The 20,735-nt window shown below is 60.4% G+C and carries 16 protein-coding genes; 11 read left to right on the forward strand and 5 right to left on the reverse strand.

Annotation, left to right across the window (positions count from 1 at the left end):
• Position 1: 1 nt before the first annotated feature.
• Positions 2-733 carry an AzlC family ABC transporter permease gene (locus G9X64_RS25180; RefSeq protein WP_171377586.1) on the reverse strand — a complete coding sequence of 244 codons (732 nt, stop codon included), beginning with the start codon at positions 731-733 and terminating at the stop codon, positions 2-4.
• A gap of 132 nt (positions 734-865) precedes the next feature.
• Between G9X64_RS25180 and G9X64_RS25185 the strand changes: the two genes are divergently transcribed.
• Both G9X64_RS25185 and G9X64_RS25190 read left to right on the forward strand, forming a co-directional pair.
• Complete coding sequence (locus G9X64_RS25185) at positions 866-1,111, forward strand: DUF2164 domain-containing protein (protein WP_033181033.1); 246 nt, start codon at positions 866-868, stop codon at positions 1,109-1,111.
• 165 nt (positions 1,112-1,276) lie between these two features.
• Positions 1,277-2,869, forward strand: coding sequence for a hypothetical protein (locus G9X64_RS25190; RefSeq protein ID WP_171377587.1), 1,593 nt, complete (start codon positions 1,277-1,279; stop codon positions 2,867-2,869).
• 49 nt (positions 2,870-2,918) lie between these two features.
• On the opposite strand, the gene G9X64_RS25195 is transcribed toward G9X64_RS25190, so the two are convergent.
• The 3 genes from G9X64_RS25195 to G9X64_RS25205 form a co-directional block, all read right to left on the reverse strand.
• Positions 2,919-3,584, reverse strand: a complete 666-nt coding sequence (locus G9X64_RS25195; protein WP_171377588.1) for a dihydrofolate reductase family protein — start codon at positions 3,582-3,584, stop codon at positions 2,919-2,921.
• A 102-nt stretch (positions 3,585-3,686) separates the two neighbouring features.
• The gene (gene pncA / locus G9X64_RS25200; RefSeq protein WP_171377589.1) at positions 3,687-4,313 is read right to left on the reverse strand and encodes a bifunctional nicotinamidase/pyrazinamidase; all 627 of its coding nucleotides are present in this window, start codon (positions 4,311-4,313) and stop codon (positions 3,687-3,689) included.
• A 322-nt stretch (positions 4,314-4,635) separates the two neighbouring features.
• The gene (locus G9X64_RS25205) at positions 4,636-5,133 is read right to left on the reverse strand and encodes an EF-hand domain-containing protein (protein ID WP_168310008.1); all 498 of its coding nucleotides are present in this window, start codon (positions 5,131-5,133) and stop codon (positions 4,636-4,638) included.
• Positions 5,134-5,531: 398 nt separating this feature from the next.
• Here G9X64_RS25205 and G9X64_RS25210 point away from each other — a divergent pair, with 398 nt between their 5' ends.
• On the forward strand, positions 5,532-5,879 hold the full coding sequence (locus tag G9X64_RS25210) for a hypothetical protein (RefSeq protein WP_171377590.1): 348 nt from the start codon (positions 5,532-5,534) through the stop codon (positions 5,877-5,879).
• Positions 5,880-5,905: 26 nt separating this feature from the next.
• Here the strand turns inward: G9X64_RS25210 and G9X64_RS25215 are convergent, their stop codons facing one another.
• Positions 5,906-8,386, reverse strand: coding sequence for an ATP-dependent helicase (locus G9X64_RS25215; protein WP_171377591.1), 2,481 nt, complete (start codon positions 8,384-8,386; stop codon positions 5,906-5,908).
• Positions 8,387-8,633: 247 nt separating this feature from the next.
• Between G9X64_RS25215 and G9X64_RS25220 the strand changes: the two genes are divergently transcribed.
• The 8 genes from G9X64_RS25220 (at position 8,634) to G9X64_RS25255 (ending at position 20,539) form a co-directional block, all read left to right on the forward strand.
• Positions 8,634-9,110 (forward strand): VOC family protein, encoded by a 477-nt coding sequence (locus G9X64_RS25220; protein ID WP_171377592.1) that lies wholly within the window; start codon positions 8,634-8,636, stop codon positions 9,108-9,110.
• Between the two features lie 412 nt (positions 9,111-9,522).
• On the forward strand, positions 9,523-11,466 hold the full coding sequence (locus G9X64_RS25225) for a PrkA family serine protein kinase (protein ID WP_168310012.1): 1,944 nt from the start codon (positions 9,523-9,525) through the stop codon (positions 11,464-11,466).
• A gap of 12 nt (positions 11,467-11,478) precedes the next feature.
• Positions 11,479-12,750, forward strand: coding sequence for a YeaH/YhbH family protein (locus G9X64_RS25230; RefSeq protein ID WP_168310013.1), 1,272 nt, complete (start codon positions 11,479-11,481; stop codon positions 12,748-12,750).
• Positions 12,747-14,297 carry a SpoVR family protein gene (locus G9X64_RS25235; RefSeq protein ID WP_168310014.1) on the forward strand — a complete coding sequence of 517 codons (1,551 nt, stop codon included), beginning with the start codon at positions 12,747-12,749 and terminating at the stop codon, positions 14,295-14,297. Before G9X64_RS25230 ends, G9X64_RS25235 begins: the two co-directional genes overlap by 4 nt.
• A 126-nt stretch (positions 14,298-14,423) precedes the next feature.
• Positions 14,424-14,684, forward strand: coding sequence for an antitoxin (locus G9X64_RS25240; protein ID WP_168310015.1), 261 nt, complete (start codon positions 14,424-14,426; stop codon positions 14,682-14,684).
• Positions 14,685-15,002: 318 nt separating this feature from the next.
• The gene (locus tag G9X64_RS25245; RefSeq protein WP_168310016.1) at positions 15,003-15,923 is read left to right on the forward strand and encodes an adenylate/guanylate cyclase domain-containing protein; all 921 of its coding nucleotides are present in this window, start codon (positions 15,003-15,005) and stop codon (positions 15,921-15,923) included.
• 255 nt (positions 15,924-16,178) lie between these two features.
• Entirely contained in the window at positions 16,179-17,387 is a 1,209-nt protein-coding gene (locus G9X64_RS25250; RefSeq protein ID WP_171377593.1) for an efflux RND transporter periplasmic adaptor subunit, read from the forward strand.
• Positions 17,384-20,539 (forward strand): efflux RND transporter permease subunit, encoded by a 3,156-nt coding sequence (locus G9X64_RS25255; RefSeq protein ID WP_168314016.1) that lies wholly within the window; start codon positions 17,384-17,386, stop codon positions 20,537-20,539. The genes G9X64_RS25250 and G9X64_RS25255 overlap by 4 nt, the downstream gene beginning before the upstream one ends.
• Positions 20,540-20,735 lie beyond the last annotated feature (196 nt).

Below are 20,735 nucleotides of genomic sequence, written 5' to 3' on the forward strand. Positions count from 1 at the left end.
CTCAGACCTCGTGCACTTCGGATTTAAGGGCGTCGGCTTCGAGATCAGTCACTTGCGGCGGTAAAGGCAGCACGGCGGCGAGCAGGATGCCGACGGCAGCACCGAGGCTGACATGCCAGGGCGAGCCGACATAGCGGTAGGCGAGTACGGAAGCCACTGCGCTGACGAGCGCCACGGGCAGGAAATTGTCTCGCTTGCGGAAGCCGAGGACGATGCCGAGGAAATAGGCCGGCAGCAGGATGTCGAGGCCGATCGCCTTGGGATCGCCGATGAAGCCGCCGAGCATGCCGCCGGCGACGCTGATCAGCACCCAGGGAATGTAGATGATGATGGCGAAGCCGAAATACCAGGCGAAGGTGAGTTGCCGGCCGGACTCGCCACGCTTTACCGCTTCGGCGAATTGCGGATCGACGAGCAGGAAGAAGGTGAAGAATTTCTGCACCGGCGTGAAATGGCCGATGTAGCGCGCCAGCGCCGCCGAATAGAGCACGTGGCGGAAATTGACGGCGAGGATCGACAGTACGATCAGCCAGGCATGGACATTGTGACCGAAGAGTTCGATGCCGACCATCTGGCTGGCGCCGGCATAGACGGTGGCGCTCATGAAGGCGGCTTCCGACAGCGACATGCCGTTTTCGACCGCAAGCGCTCCGAACAGGGCACCAAAGGGCGCCGATGCCAGCGCAACGGCGGAGCCGCCCCGCAAACCTTCAACAAAGTCGGCGCGATTCATGGGATATTTCCTGTTGGAATTCAGGTCTCCCCTTATGGTCTACGGCTTGCAACGGCAATTGAATTTCATTGATTGACCAATCGATTTCGCTGAACCATCAAAGTTCTGATCGCATTCGGTAAAGAGGCAAACATGAAGAAGATCGAATTTTCGAAGGAAGAAAAGGCTGAGATCGTTTCGCGCATCCGCGCTTATTTCGACCGGGAACTCGATCCCATCGGTGCATTGCCGGCTGAATTCCTGCTTGACTTCTTCGCCGAGGAGATCGGCCCGTATTTCTACAATCGAGGGCTAAGAGATGCCCAGGCCGCCTTATTGCAGAGAATGGACGACGTCGCGGAGGATATCCATCTTCTTGAGAGGGAGGAAAAATTCTAACGCGCGTCGCGATCTTTCAGATTCGCATGTCGGGTTTAAACCGCTGCCCAGTTTTGCGTGACATGCTTCAGCGCCCCTGAAATCAAAAAATGGCCCTCACTTAACGCCAAATTATTTCTGCGCCCATATGGTCGTGACGCTTTCGTTCACCGGGTTGCGTGTTATTTGGCCGTGATTGTATCTGCTATCGATGAACCTCGATCCGCCAAGCTCGGCAAGGCGATGATCTTTATGGTCTGGCTTGCGCTGGCGTCTGCGCTTTGCTGGTCCGAAACGGTCTGGCGTGACGAGGTTCGTGCATTATCACTCGCCCTCCAGGGGGATAGTTTCATCGATATGCTTCGCCAGATGCATGGCGAGGGTCATCCTGCTCTCTGGTATATCCTGCTGCGCGCCGCCTATGTCGTGGTCGGCTCACCTGTCGTCCTGAAGGTCGTCGCCCTGACGGTTGCGGCGGCGGCGGCCTATCTTCTTGTTTTCAGGCTGAAATTGCCGCTTTCCGTCATGCTGCTGTCGCTGTTCAGCAGCTTTGCGATTTTCGACTACGCCGCGATGTCGCGAAATTACGGCATCAGCATGCTGGTGATTTTCCTTATCGTCCTGAGCTGGGAGAAAGGAACACGCAACGGGATATTGCTCGGCCTGTTGTTTGCCTTGCTGGCCAATACCAACGTCCATTCGGTCGTACTCGTCGGCGGCTTCCTTGCCTACTGGTTCTTCGATCTGGTTCTTGCGCGACCGAGATCTCCTCTGACGAAATATCGGGCCTTTGCGACGGCCGCTGCCATTGCCGCGGTTGGAATTGCTCTCTGTTTCGCAACAGTCTATCCGACTTTCAACGATACGGGGCAGAACGATCTCAGCGGCGAGAATTTCGCCTTGCTTGCCCTTCGTGCTCTTGCCCTGCCCAGCTCGCATTTCATGGCGTTCTATCCCAACAGCATCCTTGAATTGGTCGTGGCGTATCCGTTGGCGTCCCATATTTTCGCAGCGTTGATGTCCGTGCTCATCTACGGCAGCCTGCTGGCCTTGGCGGACCGGCGACCGGCGATCATCGCAGCGGCACTCGTCCTTCTAGGGCTTTCGCTCCTTTTTACGCTTGTCTATCCCGGCGGATACAGACATCAGGCGCTCTGGCTGGTTTTCATGATCGCCATCATTGCTTTGAGCCCGCGCTCTCAGCGCGAGGAGGCAGGCGTTGCGGACATCGAGGCTGCCGGCGGTATCGTAAGGTTCGCCCGTCTGTGCTTCCCGATATTGCTGGCGCTACAGGTCGTGTCCGGCATCGAAAAGGTCAATCAGGCCTTCGTCGCTGAAATACCCTTCAGCCGAAGCAAGGATTTCGGTGCGTTCATGCAATCGCGCCCTGATCTCAAGGACGCGGTCATCATGGCGGATCCCGACTATCTCGTGGAAGCCTTGCCCTATTACGTCTCCAATCGCACCTATCTTCTGCGGGAGGAGCGGTTCGGCGCCATCGTACGATACACAACGAACGCGCGGCTTTCGCTCAGCCTTGCCGATATTCTGCTAACGGCACATCGATTGCAGCAGAGTGAGCATGTGCCTGTTGTCATTCTTTTTTCGCAGCGGCTTGATCAGATTACTGCGCCCGTCTCCCTGCGTGAAAGCTACGTTTGGCGGTTGTCTCTGACGCCGGAAGACATTTCTGCCTTCCAGAGCGCGACAAGCCTCATCAAGCGCTTCGGCGCGACCGCGGGAAGCGATGAGACGTACGACGTCTACGTAATGAAATAGGAGGCCCCGTCAGCAGGCTCTTCGGGCCTCCGCTCTCTCCACCGCCGCCTCAGCCCTCGCGCTTCATCCGTTCACGGCGCGCGATTTCGGCTTCCGAAGGCTCCGTCATTCCGAAACTGCCGGTTTTGACCTCGCCCGCGCGCTCGTAGACGCTCATGATGACGCCGGTCGTCGATACCGAGTTGGCCGTGAGCTTCAGCGCCTCCGGCCTGGCGCCATTGCCGAACAAGCGCTTCCCGGGGCCAAGGATGAGTGGGAAGGTCAGGAGCCGGAGTTCATCGATCAGGTCGTGCGCCAGCAGGGTTTGCAGCAGGCCACTGCTGCCCTGCGTCAGGAGGTCGGGACCGTCCTCTTGCTTCAAGCGGGCGATTTCGGGGGCGACATCGCCGCGCAGCGCAAAGGAATTTTCCCAGGTGAGCGGCTCCTTCGAGGTGGTCGCGACATATTTTGTCGCGGCATTGAAGGCTTTTCCAATGGGATCGTCTGCGCCGACGAAGGGCCAGTACGCGGCGAAGATCTCGTAGGTCTTGCGGCCGAGCAGCAAGGCGAAGGGGTCGTTGAATATCCCGTCCATGAACTTGCCCATCGGCTCGTCCCAGTAATTGACGGTCCAGCCGCCAAGGGTGAAGCCGCCGGTCGGATCCTCCTGCGGCGCGCCCGGCGCCTGCATGACGCCATCCAAGCTCACGAAGGCTGCGGTAACAAGCTTTCTCATCTCTCAACTCCCATGATTCATCATTGGTGTGTTCAGAGCCAAGGACGGATGGACGTGTGCCGATCCGACATCCGCCACGTTGTCTTTTATCGCTGATCGCAATCAGCTTGCCAGGACCTTGGCGCTGTCGATGATCGCGATGCCATGCGTCCGCATCTCCTCGATGGCGGCGGCGACGCCTCCGGGCGTTATGCCGCGGCTCGCATCCTCGATGAAGCGCACGCGGACACCCGGCATCATATCCAGCGCGTCGAGCGCGGAGAACTTGACGCAATAGTCGGTCGCCAGCCCGCAGACGTCGAGGTCGGTGACGCCCTGATCCTCGAGGAAATCGGAAAGGCCAGTCGAGGCATCGCGGTCATTGTCGCGGAAGGCCGAATAGCTGTCGATATGGGGATTCTCGCCCTTCTGCTGGATCAGGTCGATCTCTTCGGATTTGAGCTCTGGGTGCAGTTCGGCATCGAGCGTGCCCTGGATGCAATGGTCAGGCCACATCATCTGGGGCTTGCCCGCCAGTTGGCCCATCTCGAAAGGAGCGGCGCCCGGATGGGCGGAGGCGAAGCTGCCATGGCCCGGCGGATGCCAGTCCTGCGAGGCGACGATCAGGTCGTATTTGCCGCTGTCGATCAGCCTGTTTGCGACGGGAACCACCTTGTCGCCCTCCGGCACCGGCAGATTGCCGCCCGGACAGAAGCCGTTTTGAATGTCGACGAGCAGCAGCGCTTTCATCAAGGCCAATCCCTTCGCTTTATTGCAGTGTAAGACGCCAAGAACACTGAATGGATCAACTAGTGGATTTCCAGGCGCGGACGCGCAAGTGTTAATTCTGGCACTAGCGGTAGTAAGTGGTCAAAACAGAGTGCTCTAATGCAACCACTGCGAGAGTTTACGGCGGCTCTCGTGTTGAAATGGAACGGAGGGATGGGGAAGGCTCGCGCATGATTTCCGAATTGCGGACACAGCCCGCGACGGCGGCAATTGCCGCGTCGGGACGCTTTTGTGCGGCATCGATGGATCGAGGCTCCCCCGGCAGGGCCCAGATCTTGGCCAGCTAGACCGCAGCCACGTCGTCGGCTGCGGAATCACCTGCTGCGGCGGAATTGCCGTAGGTATTGCGGTAGGCTTGAAGGGACGTCTGCATGTCGCTCAGCACTTTGGTCAGGAGCGGATCGCTATCACCTGAAGTGTTGATGCTGTTCGGATCGGCGGCGAGGAATTCGGACTCGGTCAACTTGCCGTCGCCATTCGTATCCATCGCGGCAAAGACGCCCTTGGAATCGTCGTCGCTCTGATCGCTGCCGTCGCCCTGATAGTCGCTGCTATCGGTCTTCTGCATGGACAGCATCAGCGACAGAATGTCGGCGGTGATCTTCTTGACGATGTCGGTGCTGCTGTCGTCGCTGTCGGTCGACGCCGTGCCCGATGTCGAGGACTGCGAGGCGGCGGCCAACTCGTCCGCCGATATGACGCCGTCGCCGTTCTTGTCGAGGCTGGACAGCGGAGACTGGTACTGGGTCACTGTGCTGCCGAGAGATGAAACACTGGTCACTGGAACCTCCTTTGAAAAGTTCGTCGTGAAGCCTGCCTTTCATGGGCGGGCAGCCTCTGGGCTAAGCTGATTTGCGCAAGGCGTCAAAGCGACGTTTTGACAGGGCAGGAGTGTGATTGACGACGTGAGGCAATGCACATCAACCTTTCGGTTGCCAAAGCTTTTTCATTGAATTTATTGGATTTTTGGGCAACGGTTTGTTTGGGTGCGATTAAATCGGTGCCGGTGTTGGCCCGAAATTGCCGTAACGCAGCGTGCGGAGGAGGTGTGGACGGAGTGACCGGGTTTGCGCGGCTGCGACATTTCGTCTGTTTTCCGCGAGGGGCAACGTCAGGCCGATCTTGCTCCGGGTCATGATTTCTGCCTTTCTTACTCAGAAGCAAGGCGGAACCGAAGCCATGTCACAGCCGGACCCCGACGAAAAGATCGATGCGACGTTTCGCAACGGGTCGCTGACGGCGGCCGGGATCATTCTCGGTTTCTCGCTCAATTTCATCAGTGTCTGGGTTTCCAATCCCAACGACTGGAGCCGCATCGATATTCCGCCGATGCTGTTCCTGACCGTGGGCATCGCCATCCAGGTGAAGGTCTTTGCCGATCTGCTGGCGCGCGACTCCCTGTTTGCCGTCAAATATGATCGGTCTCGCCGACTTTTCCTTGTCGGGTTGGGAATCGTCGCCGCGGGCATAGGCATCGCGCTCGTCAACGATATTCTCGGGCTCGGAAGGATGCGGATGCTCGGGTGAACGTTTCGCGCCGTGTTGATGCGAGGTCACACGCGCTCGACGAACCCGTCCAATACCCGCTTCTGTCCGGCCCGGTCGAACTCGATCGTCAGCTTGTTGCCTTCGATGCCGGTAATGTTGCCGTTGCCGAATTTCAGGTGGAACACGCGATCGCCGAGGGTGAATCTCGACGGTTCCGACGAGGTCGATTTCGCCACCAGCTCGCCTTCGATGGTGCGCCCCTTCGGGCCGCTTTCGCCGTAACCGATGCGTTCGACGGCGTGGCCGGAGCGGGTGCCCCAATTGTCGCGCGTGGCGTCGGTCTTGTTGGCCTGGGCGCGTTTCCAGCCGGGAGTGGAATAGGAATTGGCGAAGGGTTCGGCCTTGTCGAAGCGGGACTGGCCATAGCCGCCGCGGCCGTACCCGCCGTAGCTCTGCTCCATTTCGGCGACCTCGACATGGGTGACCGGCAGTTCGTCGAGGAAACGCGAGGGCAGGGTCGATTGCCAGAGGCCATGGATGCGGCGGTTGGAGACGAACCAGATATGGCAGCGGTGCTTGGCGCGGGTGATGCCGACATAGGCGAGGCGGCGTTCCTCCTCCAGGCCGGCGCGGCCGCTCTCATCCAGCGAGCGCTGGTGCGGGAAGAGGCCTTCTTCCCAGCCGGGCAGGAAGACGGTGTCGAATTCCAGGCCCTTGGCCGAGTGCAACGTCATGATCGAGACGGCGTCGAGGTTCTCGTTGGTCTCGGCATCCATCACCAGGGAGACGTGTTCGAGGAAGCCCCGCATCGACTCGAAGCTTTCCATCGAGCGGATCAGTTCCTTGAGGTTTTCGAGGCGGCCGGGTGCTTCGGCGCTCTTGTCGTTCTTCCACATGTCGGTATAGCCGGACTCTTCGAGGATCTGCTCGGCAAGTTCGGTATGCGGCGTGTTTTCAAGCAGTTCCTGCCATCGGCGGAAAGATTGAATCACGTCGTAGAGGGCTTTTCGCGCCTTCGGCTTCAACTCGTCCGTCTCGATGATGTCGGCCGCCGCCGCAAGCATCGGAATGTCGCGGGCACGGGCATAGTCGTGCAGCGCGCGCACCGTCGTATCGCCAAGGCCGCGCTTCGGGGTGTTGATGATGCGCTCAAAAGCGAGGTCGTCGGAGGCTTGAGCGACCAGGCGGAAATAAGCCATGGCATCGCGAATTTCGAGGCGCTCGTAAAATCGCGGGCCGCCGATGACGCGATAATTGAGGCCAAGCGTGACGAAACGGTCTTCGAATTCGCGCATCTGGAAGGAGGCGCGCACGAGGATCGCCATGTCGTTCAAGAGATGCTTGCCGCGCTGGAGCTGCTCGATTTCCTCGCCGATGGCGCGAGCCTCCTCCTCCGAATCCCAGGAGGCGTGGACCTGCACCTTGGCATCGTCGGGATCAGAGCGGTCGGTGAAGAGCGTCTTGCCGAGGCGGCCTTCATTATGGGCGATCAGATGAGCGGCGGCGCCGAGGATATGTTCGGTCGAGCGGTAGTTGCGCTCGAGCTTGATGACCTTGGCACCGGGGAAATCCTTTTCGAAGCGCAGGATATTGTCGACCTCCGCGCCGCGCCAGCCATAGATCGACTGATCATCGTCGCCGACGCAACAGACGTTCTGCAGTTCGCCCTTGGGGCGCTGGGCGAGAAGCCGCAGCCACATATATTGGGCGGTGTTGGTGTCCTGGTACTCGTCGACGAGGATATAGCGGAAGCGGCCGTGATATTCCTTCAGGAGGTCGGGATTCTTGCGGAAGATCGCGATCGGATGCATCAGCAGGTCGCCGAAGTCGCAGGCGTTCAGCGTCGTCAGGCGCGCCTGATAGGCGAAATAAAGATCGCGGCCGCGGCCATTGGCAAAGGCGCGGGCATCGCCCTCGGGGATATCGGCAGGGCCGAGACCCTTGTTCTTCCAGGTGTCGATCATGCCGGCGAACTGCTTGGCCGGCCAGCGCTTGTCGTCGAGGCCTTCGGCCTGGATCAGCTGCTTGATCAGGCGGACGACGTCGTCGGTATCGAGAATGGTGAAATCGGAGCGCAGGCCGACGAGCTCGCCGTGGCGGCGCAGAAGCTTGACACCGATCGAATGGAAGGTGCCGAGCCAGGGCATACCTTCGACGGTGCCACCGACGAGCAAAGCGATGCGCTCCTTCATCTCGCGGGCAGCCTTGTTGGTGAAGGTGACGGCGAGGATCTGCGAGGGGAAGGCGCGGCCGGTGTTGAGGATATGGGCGATCCGGGTCGTCAGTACGCGCGTCTTGCCGGTGCCGGCGCCGGCGAGCACGAGGACCGGCCCTTCCAACGTTTCGACGGCTTCGGTCTGTTCCGGGTTCAGCCCGGCGAGATAATCGGGCCGCTTGCCGCCGTCGCGAGCCGCCATGGCGCGGGCGGCGATGCCGCCCCCGGCGGCGGGCGCCCTTTCGGCGGGTGCGGCAGGCGGCTGCGGCTTGCGCGCCATCTCGCCCGGCTCTTCGTCGAAGAAGGGCATATCGTCGAAACTATTGCTCATGGCGCGTAATGTAGTGATTCGGGAAGGAAAGACCAGAAAAGATGTTCTGCTTTCATTCCCGAGCCGGCGCTATCCCAGGCGGTATGTTGCGGGCGGCAATGCCGCCGCCGAGCCCGGCTGCGGTCGGCGTGCGTGCGGGCGGGGCTAAAAATTTCCGATCGCAGCGTGTCGGATCGGGCGCCCGTGAGGCGTCCTTGGGTCATCGGACAGCAGTCCGGATCACACCCATCAAAAAGGAGGCCGTGTCATGCCGAAGGTCGTTTCAAATCTCTGGTTCGCCGAGGAAGCGCGCGAAGCCGTCGAATTCTACGTGTCAGTCATCCCGGACTCCATGATCGGCCGCACCACCATACTTCAGGCGGAAACGCCGAGCGGGCCTCCCGGCAGCGTCGAGCTGATCGAGTTCACGCTCGCCGACCAGGCCTTCCTGGCCATGAAGGCCGGCCCGCTCGATAGCTTCAACCACTCCTTCTCGATCGCGATTCTTGTGGAAAGCCAGGCCGAGATCGATCGGATATGGGAGGCCTTCCTCGCCAATGGCGGCACGCCGGAGGCCTGCGGCTGGCTGAAGGACCGCTGGGGCCTTTCCTGGCAGATCGTGCCGCGCATGCTGTCCGAGATGATCGCCGACAGCAACCGCGAGCGGGCCAGGCGCGTGACCGAAGTGATGCTCGGCATGGTCAAGATCGATGTCGCCGCACTGGAGAAGGCATTCAACGGCTGAGTCGCGCGGGTAGGCGCATGATCACGATGCGGGACGCATGGCTGGGATGCGCCGTCTTCCAGCATGTCTGGAGCGGATCGGCACACGCTGCCCCGCATCGACTTTGGGCAGATTGACCGCCAAATCGTCGATTTCTCCAGTGCTCGAATCACGGGCGACATTGCACACCTTTTTCATCTTTCTGTCACGTCGCGAAATGTGCTGATACCACAATGGCATCCTTCTCAACTACATTAAGAGACAGTTTCGTAGAGTAAAAAAATAACCGGTGCATGCACGTTTTTGTGCATTGCCAGAAACAGCCGGTGAGCGTGGAATATACCTGCGAAACTATTGATTCTTAGGAATGTCGTGTCCATCTCCTTGGTATGACGACCTAGAGCCTGTGGCATTAACCTTGAATGGAGGGCCCATGCTGAGCGAATCCGTATTTGATGCGTTCACCCGCAGCTATGATGCGCGTCGCGAAACCGACATGTCGATCGCGGAGTATCTCGACCTTTGTAAAAAGGAACCGCTTGCCTATGCCAATGCGACCGAGCGCCTGCTCGCCGCGATAGGCGAGCCGCAGATGGTCGACACCGCCAGGGACACGCGCCTCGGTCGGATATTCATGAACCGGACCATCCGGATCTATCCGGCCTTTGCCGGCTTTCATGGCATGGAAGAGACAATCGAACGCATCGTTTCCTTCTTCCGGCATGCGGCGCAGGGGCTCGAGGAGCGCAAACAGATCCTTTATCTGCTCGGCCCGGTCGGCGGTGGCAAGTCATCGCTGGCGGAGCGGCTGAAGCTGCTGATGGAGGTTCATCCGATCTACGTGCTGAAGGCGGGTGATGAGATCAGCCCCGTTTTCGAAAGTCCGCTCAATCTCTTCGACCCGGACACGATGGGTTCGCTCTTGCAGGAGCAATATGGCATTCCCCTGCGCCGCCTGAACGGACTGATGAGCCCGTGGTGCCTGAAGCGGCTTGATGACTTCGGAGGAGATATTTCCCGCTTCCGCGTCGTCAGAGTACAGCCTTCGCGGTTGCGCCAGATCGCCATCGCCAAGACCGAGCCTGGAGACGAGAACAATCAGGATATTTCGTCGCTGGTCGGCAAGGTCGATATCCGCAAGCTGGAGACCTATTCCCAGAACGATCCCGATGCCTACAGCTATTCGGGCGGCCTCAACCGCGCCAATCAGGGCGTGCTCGAATTCGTCGAGATGTTCAAGGCGCCGATCAAGATGCTGCATCCGCTGCTGACGGCGACGCAGGAGGGGAACTATATCGGCTCCGAGAATATCGGTGCCATACCCTTCTCCGGCATCGTCCTTGCGCATTCGAACGAAGCGGAATGGCAAACCTTCAAGGCCAACAAGAACAACGAGGCCTTCATCGACCGTATCTGCGTGATCAAGGTGCCCTATTGCCTGCGCGTCACGGAAGAGCAGAAGATCTACGAAAAGCTGATCGAGGGATCGGAACTCGCCGATGCTCCATGCGCCCCCGCGACGCTCGAAATGCTGGCCCGCTTCTCCGTGCTTTCACGCCTGCGCAAACATGAGAATTCGACGTACTTCTCGAAAATGCGTACCTATGACGGCGAAAGCTTGAAAGAGACGGATCCGCGCGCCCGCAGTGTCCAGGAATATCGGGATGCCGCCGGCATCGACGAAGGCATGGACGGCATATCGACCCGCTTCGCCTTCAAGGTGCTCGCTTCCACCTTCAATCACGACACCACGGATATCGGTGCCGATCCGGTTCACCTGATGTATGTGCTGGAGCAGTCGATCCGCCGCGAGCAGTTTTCCGACGATGTCGAGAAGCGATATCTGGAGTTCATCAAGGCCGATCTTGCGCCGCGTTACGCAGAGTTCATTGGCAATGAGATTCAGAAGGCCTATCTTGAATCCTATGCGGATTACGGACAGAATCTGTTCGACCGTTACGTCGATTATGCCGATGCCTGGATCGAAGACGTGGACTTCAAGGATCCCGATACCGGCCAGCTTCTCGATCGCGAGCTCCTCAACCAGGAACTGACGAAAATCGAAAAGCCGGCGGGAATTGCCAATCCGAAGGATTTCCGCAACGAAATCGTCAAGTTCTCGTTGAGGTCGCGGGCAGCCAACGGCGGAAAGAATCCGTCATGGACGAGCTACGAGAAGATCCGGGAAGTTATCGAAAAGCGAATGTTTTCGCAGGTGGAGGATCTTTTGCCGGTCATTTCCTTCGGATCGAAGAAGGATTCGGAAACAGAAAAGAAGCACAGCGAGTTCGTCTCGCGCATGGCTGCGCGGGGTTACACGGAGAGGCAGGTTCGGCGCCTCGTCGAATGGTACATGCGCGTCAAACAGGCAAGTTAATGTGGAGCCAATATGCACATTGTCGACCGTCGGCTAAATCCGCGCGGTAAAAGTCTGGAAAATCGGCAACGGTTTCTTCGGCGCATGAAAGGCGCCGTGCAGCAGGCGGTAAAGCGTTCTCTGCAAAACCGGAACATTCGCGATGTGCTCGACGGCGGTGAGATCAGCCTGCCGATCGATGGAATGGCCGAACCGAGCCTTCGAAGGGGCGGTGGCGGCATCGCCGATCACATCCTGCCGGGAAACAGAGCCTTCGTCGAAGGCGATATCATTCCGCGGCCGCCGGGCGGGAAAGGTGGAAAGCCAAAAGATGCAGGTGAAGGCGACGGCGAGGATGGCTTCCGTTTCGTGTTGACGCGCGAGGAATTCCTCGATGTGTTCCTCGACGACCTGGAACTGCCCGATCTTGCCAAGCGGCGTCTGGCCGAAACCGAGGAGGAAACTCCATCGCGGGCCGGCTATTCCGTGTCGGGGTCACCGTCCAACATCGCCGTCGGCCGCACGACCAGGCTCGCGATGATGCGCCGCGTCGCGCTTCACCGTCCGCGTCGCGAAGAGATCGAAGCCCTGCAGCGGCAGATCGAGGAATGCGAGGACGACGAGAGCCGCCTGGCGCTTGAGGCAAAACTCAAATCCCTGACGGAAAAAAGCCGGCGCATTCCCTATATCGATCCGCTCGACGTGCGGTATCGCCGCTTCGAAAACGAGCCGAGGCCTGTGGCGAAGGCGGTGATGTTCTGCCTGATGGACGTTTCCGGCTCCATGTCGGAACACATGAAGGATCTGGCGAAGCGGTTCTACCTGCTGCTCTATCTTTTCCTGTCGAAGCGCTACAAGAAAGTGGAGATCGTCTTCATCCGTCACACAGACAAGGCGGAGGAGGTCGACGAGGAAACCTTCTTCTATGGTCCAGCGACGGGCGGCACGCTGGTATCCAGTGCGCTAGCGGCAATGCGCGGGATCATCGCGGCGCGTTTCGATCCGGCAGAGTGGAATATCTACGGCGCCCAGGCTTCGGACGGCGACAACGCCCATTCGGACGGAAACCTGACCGGACAGCTGCTGCGCGAGATTTTGCCACTGTGTCAGTATTTCGCCTATATCGAGGTCGGCGAAGAAGGCGGCGACTCCTCGGTATCCCGTTCACCGCTTTGGATGCTCTATGACGGGATCCGTTCCGAGCTGCCACTTTCGATGCGCAAGGTCTGCCGGCGAAGCGAAATATTCCCTGTTTTCCACGATCTGTTCCAGAAACGTGAAGCACAGTCGAGGGTGACGCCATGACCACGACGATGAGGCCAAGAGAGCGGCTGCTGTTCGAGGGGGCTGACTGGGATTTCGCAACGCTCCAGCGCATCCACGACGCCTGCGAGGAGATCGCGCTCGGCGAACTCGGCCTCGACGTCTACCCGAACCAGATCGAAGTCATCACCTCGGAGCAGATGCTCGATGCCTATTCCTCGACCGGCATGCCGCTCTTTTACCGCCACTGGTCCTTCGGCAAGCACTTCGCGCATCACGAAGCCTTCTACCGCCGAGGGATGCGCGATCTTGCCTACGAGATCGTCATCAACAGCTCTCCCTGCATCTCCTACCTGATGGAGGAGAACACGGCGACGATGCAGACGCTCGTCACCGCGCATGCGGCCTTCGGCCACAACCACTTCTTCAAGAACAACTATCTCTTCAAGCTTTGGACCGATGCGGAGGGCATCCTCGATTATCTCGACTTCGCCAAGGGTTACATCACGCGCTGCGAGGAGCGTTACGGGGAGACGGCCGTCGAGCGGACGCTCGATGCGGCGCATGCGCTGATGTCGCACGGCGTGCATCGATACGCGGGCAAGACCACGATCGACCTTCGCCAGGAGGAGAAGCGGCTGCAGGAGCGCCGCGCCCACGAGGAGCAGATGTTCAACGACCTGTGGCGCACGGTTCCCGTTGGCAAGGCCCGGAAGGCCGGCGACAGCGGCCTGGAAAAGCGCCGCGCCGCCCTCGGGCTCCCTCAGGACAACATCCTGTACTTTCTGGAAAAGTCGGCGCCGCGGCTGCAGCCGTGGCAGCGCGAGATCCTTCGCATCGTCCGCCATGTCGCACAATATTTCCATCCCCAGCGGCAGACCAAGGTGATGAACGAGGGAACCGCGACCTTCGTCCACTACCAGATCATGAACCGGCTTCACGAACGGGGGCAGATCAGCGACGGAAACTTCCTCGAATTCCTGAAGTCGCACGCCAACGTCGTGTTCCAGCCGAGCTATGACGACCGGCGGTTCTCGGGCTTCAACCCCTATGCGCTTGGTTTTGCGATGATGCAGGATATCGAGCGAATCGTCACGAAGCCGACGGACGAGGACCGTGCATGGTTTCCCGATATCGCTGGACGAGGCGATGCGATGGCCGTCCTGCGCGACATCTGGGCCAATTACCGGGACGAGAGCTTCATCAGCCAGTTTCTGAGCCCGAACCTGATCCGGCAGTTGCGGCTGTTTCACCTCTACGACGATCCGGAACAGACGGAGGGGGTTCTGGTTTCGGCGATCCACAATGAGCGCGGATACCTGCGCATCCGCCGCCAGCTCTCCCGCGAATACGATATCGGCTGGACCGACCCGGCCATCGATATCGTCGATGTCGATCTCGCTGGTGACCGCCGGCTGCTGCTGCAACATATCATGATGAATGGCTGCTATCTGCAGGAAGCCGATACGAAGCTCGTCCTGCAGCATCTCGCCGATCTCTGGGGCTATGACGTTTTGCTTCAGGAAATCGACAGTTCCAGCACGGTGGCGAGAGAGCACACGGCCAGCCCGCGCAAGATCGTTCAGTGATCCAGTTTTTCTCTTGAAGCGCCGGACTTAGAGGGCTCGGGAGTCGTCAGTGGGTCGGATGACGCTCGTGCTCGCCGCTGGCCGCCGGTATATATCATGGTAGCTATCGCAATGCGGAGGCCCATCATGGCAACGAGAACAGCCAAGATTTTTACGACCGGCCGCAGCCAAGCGGTCAGGCTCCCTGCGGAGTTCCGCTTCGAGGAGAGTGAGGTCGTCCGTCGTGATCCGAAGGCCGGCGATGTCATTCTATCACGCAAGCCGGATTCATGGGATGGTCTCTTTGAACTTTATGACAAGGATCAGGTTCCGGACGATTTCCTGGGGCCAGACGACCGCCGCCAGGCTTCGCATGATCGTGATCCATTCGAGGGCTGGAAGGAATGACAGCCTGGATGCTCGATACCTCAATATGATTGCCGCTCATGCCGTTGCAGCTGCGGCGACCCTCGTCACGCGCGACCGGGCTTTGCTCGCGTTTCAGATCCTTTGAAGGTCGATAACTGGGCGAATGAATAAAGCTGAATCGTTCATGCCGCCTGTCATGTCGGCAAAACGCGGGTCGAGATCAGCAATTATCGGTGGCAGCGAACACAAAGGCTTAGTAACTTACCGCCGCTGCAATAGCCCATGATCTCAAATCGACCAATTTTAGCCTTTGCAGCGATCTTTCCTGGGGGCCGGATAGCGCGGAGACGAGAGACCATGAGTGAAACGCGGCGCAAGCTGACGACGATCTTCTGTGCTGACGTGCAGGATTATACGCGGCTAATGGGGGCTGATGAGGAGGGGACGCTTGCGAGCCTGAAGCGCTGCCGGGAAGCGATGGGGCGCCTGATCGAAAGCCATGGTGGCCGCGTCATCAATACCTGGGGCGATGGGCTGATCGCCGATTTCCCGAGCGTGGTCGAGGCGGTGCGCGCGGCCGTCGACACCCAGAACGAACTCGCGGGTTTCAACGCCCGCCGCCCGGCTGACGGTCGCATGCTCTTCCGTATCGGCATCAATCTCGGCGACGTGATTGTCGAGGGCGACGACATCTATGGCGACGGCGTCAATATTGCCGCGCGGCTGCAGACGTCGGCTGCGGCAGGCGGCATTGTCATATCAAGTACCGTTTACGATCAGGTCCGCAACAAGGTGGCGGTCGGCTTCGAGTTTCTCGGACCGCTGATGGTGAAGAATGTCGATGAAGGCGTGCCGAGCTACGCAGTGAAGATCGGCGATGCCAGGGACGAGACGTCATCTGCAGAACGATCCGGCCCCGCGCGGCCGCAGCCGGCGCCGGTTATGGCGGCAGCCAAGGCCGAGACAATCCCAGCACCGGGCGGACACAGGCTGTATGGCGTGCTCGGCGTCATTGCCGCAGTCCTGATCGGTATCAATATCCTGTCGTGGCAGGGCGTCTTCTGGGCGCGTTTTCCGGTGCTCGCGCTTGCCGTCGTCGCGGCGCTCGCCTGGAACCGCGATCAGATCCTGTTCAACCGCAAGATCACCTCGCTGGCGATCCTGGCGCTTGGCCTTGCCGGCATCAACATTTTCACCTGGACGGGGCAGTTCTGGGCGGTGTGGCCGATACTGGGGATTGCGGCCGTGATGGGCGTGCGGTGGTCGATGCGCCGATAGACATCGACCCGCATCATCAGGAATTTTGTACCCTATCTCCCCCGACAATCGGCGGGATCAAAGACACGGGCAAGTGTTCATTCAAGCAAAAGTGAGCGGCCGGGTTATTTCCATTCTTTGCTGATATTACAAATCGGTAATGCCGGCTGCTTATGCTTGCCGGTAAGCTGTAAACGCGCGATATTGTCGCATCAGACGGGAATCTCGATCCCGCAGCGCCTCTTTCGACCGACCCTGGTCCCTCCGGAGACGTGAATGGCCTTTTGGAAGCAGTTTGTACTTTCGCTCATCGTCATTCTTGCCGGCTTTGCCGCGTGGGTTTTCTTCGTGCCCGGCGCTGGCGATACGATGCGCGATGCAGGCATTCCAGACAGCATCGTTTCCAAGATCGCGCCGAAGGCCGAGGAGACTGCCGATGCCGACGCTCCGGCCCGGGCGCAAGGGCAGCAGCGGGGTGAGGGGCAGGGACAGGGGGACCGCCGCAATGGCGGCGGGCGCAACAGCGCCATTCTCGTTGCAACGCAGGTGGTCGTCCAGGGTATCGTCAATGACCGGCTGAACGCAATCGGCACGGGTGACGCGATCCGTTCGGTCGCGGTCACGCCGCAGGCATCGGGCACGATCCGCGAAATCCTCATCAAGTCGGGCGACAGGGTGAAGGCCGGCCAGGTGCTGGCCAAGCTCGACAGCGAGGAGCAGGTGATCGCCCGCGGCCAAGCTGATGTGGCGGTCAAGGCCGCCGTGGAGAAGTCCAACCTCTATCACAACATCAAGTCCAGCGTGTCGCGCATGGACGTGTTCGATTCGGAGATCGCCGAGCAGGGCGCGCGGCTGCAGCTGCAGGCGGCCGAACTCAATCTCGCCCGGCGCAACATCACCGCACCGATCGACGGCATCGTCGGCATCGTGCCGGTCAATATCGGCGACAACGTCACGACGAGCATCCCAATCGTCACGCTCGACGATCGTTCGGAAATCCTCGTCGACTACTGGGTGCCGGAGCGCTTCGCCAATACTGTGTCGGTCGGTCAGCCGGTCGAGGCGATGTCGGTCGCAAGGCCGGGACAGGTATTTTCGGGCGTGGTCGAAGCCGTCGACAACCGCATCGACGCGGCAAGCCGCACGCTGCGCCTACGCGCCCGGATCGACAATAGTTCCGACGAGCTGCGTGCCGGCATGTCTTTCAGCGTCAGCATGAAATTTGCCGGCGACAAATATCCGGCCGTCGACCCGGTCTCCGTGCAGTGGGATTCGCAGGGCTCCTTCGTCTGGCAGGTCAACGACGACAAGTCGCATAAGGTGCGGGTCAGCATCGTGCAGCGCAACCCGGATTTCGTGCTCGTCAAAGCCGATCTCAAGGACGGCGACGTGATCGTGACGCAGGGCCTGCAGCGCGTGCGTGAGGGTGGGGCGGTGCGCGTGAGCGCCGATGTCGCCGCGACTGCGGAGGTCGCCACCCAATGAACGTGACCGAGATTCATCAGGACAGGGCGTCGGGCAAGCAGAGCTTCACCGCACTTTTCGTTCGCCGGCCGATCCTGGCGCTGGTGTTCAATACGCTGATGGTCGTTGCCGGCCTTGCCGCCTATGTCGGCGTCGAGGTACGCGAACTGCCGGATGTCGACCGTCCCGTCGTCACCGTGCGCACCACATTCGATGGTGCATCACCGCAGACGATCGACCAGGAACTGACCAAGGTGATTGAGGGGGCAGTCGCGCGCGTCAGTGGCCTGAAATCGATTTCGTCGACCTCGTCCTTCGGCCAGAGCCGAGTGACGCTGGAATTCTCGGATGCGATCGACCTCTCGGTCGCCGCCAACGATGTGCGCGACGCGATCGGCCGCATTACCCAGAACCTGCCTGATGAGGCGGATGCGCCGCAGATCGTCAAGGCGGATTCGGATTCCTCGGCGATCATGCGCCTTGCTGTCACCTCCACCAATCTCAACATGGACGACCTGACCCAGCTCGTCGAAAACGAGGTGATCGATCGTCTCGCCTCCGTCGACGGCGTCGCCGACGTCGAGGAATATGGCGATCAGGAGAAGGTCTTCCGAGTCGACGTTGACCAGGGCGCGCTTGCCAGCCGCGGGTTGACCATCGGCGACCTGACAAAGGCACTCGATAATGCCGCCCTGGACGTGCCGGCGGGCTCGCTGAAGAGCAATACGCAGGATATCGTGGTGCGCGCCACGGCCAACCTGCAGACGCCGGCGGATTTTTCCAACGTGATCCTGCAGGACCGCGTCAGGCTGGGCGACGTCGCGACGGTGATGCTTGGGCCGCGCGACGGCGAAACGGCGCTGCGCTCCAACGGCAAACCGGGTATTGGCCTCGGCATCATCCGCCAGGCGCAATCGAATACGCTGAACATCTCGACCGGCATCAAGGCGGCCGTCGACCAATTGTCGAAGACGCTGCCCGAGGGCACGACGATTGCCATCACCAGTGACGACGCCGTCTTCATCCAGGGCGCGATCCACGAGGTGGTGCTGGCGCTGGTGCTCGCCGCTGTCATCGTCACCGCCGTCATCTACCTCTTCCTGCGCGACTGGCGGGCGACGCTGATCCCGGCGGTCAGCATGCCGGTGGCGCTGATCGGCACGCTGGCGGCGATCTACATGGTCGGCTTCTCGATCAACATCCTGACGCTGCTCGCGATCGTGCTGGCGACGGGCCTCGTTGTCGACGATGCGATCGTGGTGCTCGAAAATATCGTACGCCGGCGCTCCGAGGGCATGGGTCCGCGCGCTGCTGCCGTGCTCGGAACGCGCGAGGTGTTCTTCGCCGTCATTGCTACGACGGCGACACTGGCGGCGGTGTTCATTCCGCTCTCCTTCCTGCCGGGACAGGTCGGTGGCCTCTTCCGCGAATTCGGCTTCGTGCTCGCCTTCTCGGTCGGGCTGTCGTCGATCGTGGCGCTGACGCTGTGTCCGATGCTCGCCTCGCGCATGCTGACCAAGCCGATGCTCGAAGATCACGGCATGCTCGGCCGCTTCGGCGGGGCGCTCGCCGATCTCTACAAATGGGCGCTGCGCGGCTGTCTCAATGCGCCTTTCGTCGTCATCCTGTTCTCGGTGATCTTTGCCGGTGCGGCACTCGTTGCTTTCTCGACGGTGAAGAGCGAGCTGACGCCCGAAGAGGACCGGTCGATGGTGATGATGCGGCTGACGACGCCGCAGGGATCGAGTCTCGAATATACCCGCGACAAGATGCAGCTCGTCGAGGAATATCTGCAGCCGCTGGTCGACAGCGGCGACATCCGCAATATCTTCTCGATCTCCGGCCAGGGCGGTTCGCTGAACAGCGGCTTCATGGTGCTGACGCTCGCCCCTTGGGGAGAACGCGACAGGACGCAGACGGAGATCGTCGGCGATATCAACCAGGCAGCCTCCAGGGTGCCGGCCCTGCGTGGCAATGCCATCTCATCGAACAGCCTTCGTATCCGCGGCGCCGGCAGTGGTCTGCAGATGGCGCTGATCGGCAATGATCACGAGGCGCTGACGGCGGCGGCCGCCAAGCTGGTTCAGTCGCTTGAGGCCACCGGCCAGTACGATACGCCGCGCCTGACCAACGAGCCCAGCCAGGCGCAGGTATCGGTGGCGATCGATCGCGAGCGCGCCTCGGATCTCGGCATCGACATAACCGGGCTTTCGACGGCAATCCAATCACTGCTCGAAGGGCGATCGGTGGTCGACGTCTTCGTCGACGGCGAATCCTATCCCGTGCTTCTGACCTCGACGACGCGGCCGATCGACGATCCGACCGACCTTGAGAACGTGTTCCTGAAAACCGGCGACGGCAAGATCGTGCCGATGTCGGTTATCGCCACGATGAAGGAAGGTTCGGTCGCGCCGCAGCTCAACCGCGAGCAGCAGCTCGCCTCCGTCGCGATCACCGCCGGCCTCAGGAACGGCATGTCGCTCGGCGATGCCGTCAGCCAAGTTACGGCTCTTGCCGAGCCGCTGTTGCCGCCGGGCTCCCGCCTGTTGCCGCTCGCCGAGGCTGCGACGCTCGAAGAGAATTCGAGCGGCATGGCGCTGACCTTCGGCTTTGCCATCGTCATCATCTTCCTGGTGCTGGCCGCCCAGTTCGAAAGCGTGCTGTCCTCGCTGATCATCATGTCGACGGTGCCGCTTGGTCTTGCCTGCGCCGTCTTCGCACTTGTTATCACCGGCTCCAGTCTCAACATCTACAGCCAGATCGGCCTGGTGCTGCTTGTCGGCGTCATGGCGAAGAACGGTATCCTGATCGTCGAATTCGCCAATCAGCTGCGCGACCGGGGCGAGGATGTGAGGACCTCGATCGAGAAGGCCTGCGCGCTGCGACTTCGCCCCGTGATGATGACGATGATCGCCACCATTCTCGGCGGTGTGCCGCTGGTCTTTGCCCATGGCGCCGGTGCCGAAGCACGTGTTGCGCTCGGCTGGGTGATCGTCGGCGGTCTCGGTTTCGCGACGCTGGTGACGCTGTTAATCACGCCGGTCGCCTACCTACTGCTTGCCCGCTTCGCCAAGCCGCACGCCCACGAGGAAGCGCGACTGCACGAAGAGATGTCGATTGCCACACGGCCGCGCGCCGCACCCGACGACGAGCAGCTGCAGGCCGCCGAATAGGATTTTCATCCAATTTGAAAACGCCGCCGGATCTCCTCCTGCGGCGTTTCTTATGGTGTCTGAAACCTTGCGAAATAAGATAAATTACTTCTGAAGTTTAGTCGTTTGTTAAGCATAAACGGCAATGCTTGTTACCAGTAACCGACTGGTCTTCTTCGTTTCTTGAAGGCTGCGATGCGCTGGGTTTCAGCGACCC

Source organism: Rhizobium sophorae, from assembly GCF_013087515.1.
GTDB lineage: Bacteria > Pseudomonadota > Alphaproteobacteria > Rhizobiales > Rhizobiaceae > Rhizobium > Rhizobium sophorae.

Excerpts from the sequence above, each read along its gene's own strand:
- G9X64_RS25180 (WP_171377586.1), bottom strand. The coding sequence starts at position 733 with ATGAATCGCGCCGACTTTGTTGAAGGTTTGCGGGGCGGCTCCGCCGTT.
- G9X64_RS25185 (WP_033181033.1), top strand. The coding sequence starts at position 866 with ATGAAGAAGATCGAATTTTCGAAGGAAGAAAAGGCTGAGATCGTTTCG.
- G9X64_RS25195 (WP_171377588.1), bottom strand. The coding sequence starts at position 3,584 with ATGAGAAAGCTTGTTACCGCAGCCTTCGTGAGCTTGGATGGCGTCATG.
- pncA (WP_171377589.1), bottom strand. The coding sequence starts at position 4,313 with ATGAAAGCGCTGCTGCTCGTCGACATTCAAAACGGCTTCTGTCCGGGC.
- G9X64_RS25210 (WP_171377590.1), top strand. The coding sequence starts at position 5,532 with ATGTCACAGCCGGACCCCGACGAAAAGATCGATGCGACGTTTCGCAAC.
- G9X64_RS25215 (WP_171377591.1), bottom strand. The coding sequence starts at position 8,386 with ATGAGCAATAGTTTCGACGATATGCCCTTCTTCGACGAAGAGCCGGGC.
- G9X64_RS25220 (WP_171377592.1), top strand. The coding sequence starts at position 8,634 with ATGCCGAAGGTCGTTTCAAATCTCTGGTTCGCCGAGGAAGCGCGCGAA.
- G9X64_RS25225 (WP_168310012.1), top strand. The coding sequence starts at position 9,523 with ATGCTGAGCGAATCCGTATTTGATGCGTTCACCCGCAGCTATGATGCG.
- G9X64_RS25230 (WP_168310013.1), top strand. The coding sequence starts at position 11,479 with ATGCACATTGTCGACCGTCGGCTAAATCCGCGCGGTAAAAGTCTGGAA.
- G9X64_RS25235 (WP_168310014.1), top strand. The coding sequence starts at position 12,747 with ATGACCACGACGATGAGGCCAAGAGAGCGGCTGCTGTTCGAGGGGGCT.
- G9X64_RS25240 (WP_168310015.1), top strand. The coding sequence starts at position 14,424 with ATGGCAACGAGAACAGCCAAGATTTTTACGACCGGCCGCAGCCAAGCG.
- G9X64_RS25245 (WP_168310016.1), top strand. The coding sequence starts at position 15,003 with ATGAGTGAAACGCGGCGCAAGCTGACGACGATCTTCTGTGCTGACGTG.
- G9X64_RS25250 (WP_171377593.1), top strand. The coding sequence starts at position 16,179 with ATGGCCTTTTGGAAGCAGTTTGTACTTTCGCTCATCGTCATTCTTGCC.
- G9X64_RS25255 (WP_168314016.1), top strand. The coding sequence starts at position 17,384 with ATGAACGTGACCGAGATTCATCAGGACAGGGCGTCGGGCAAGCAGAGC.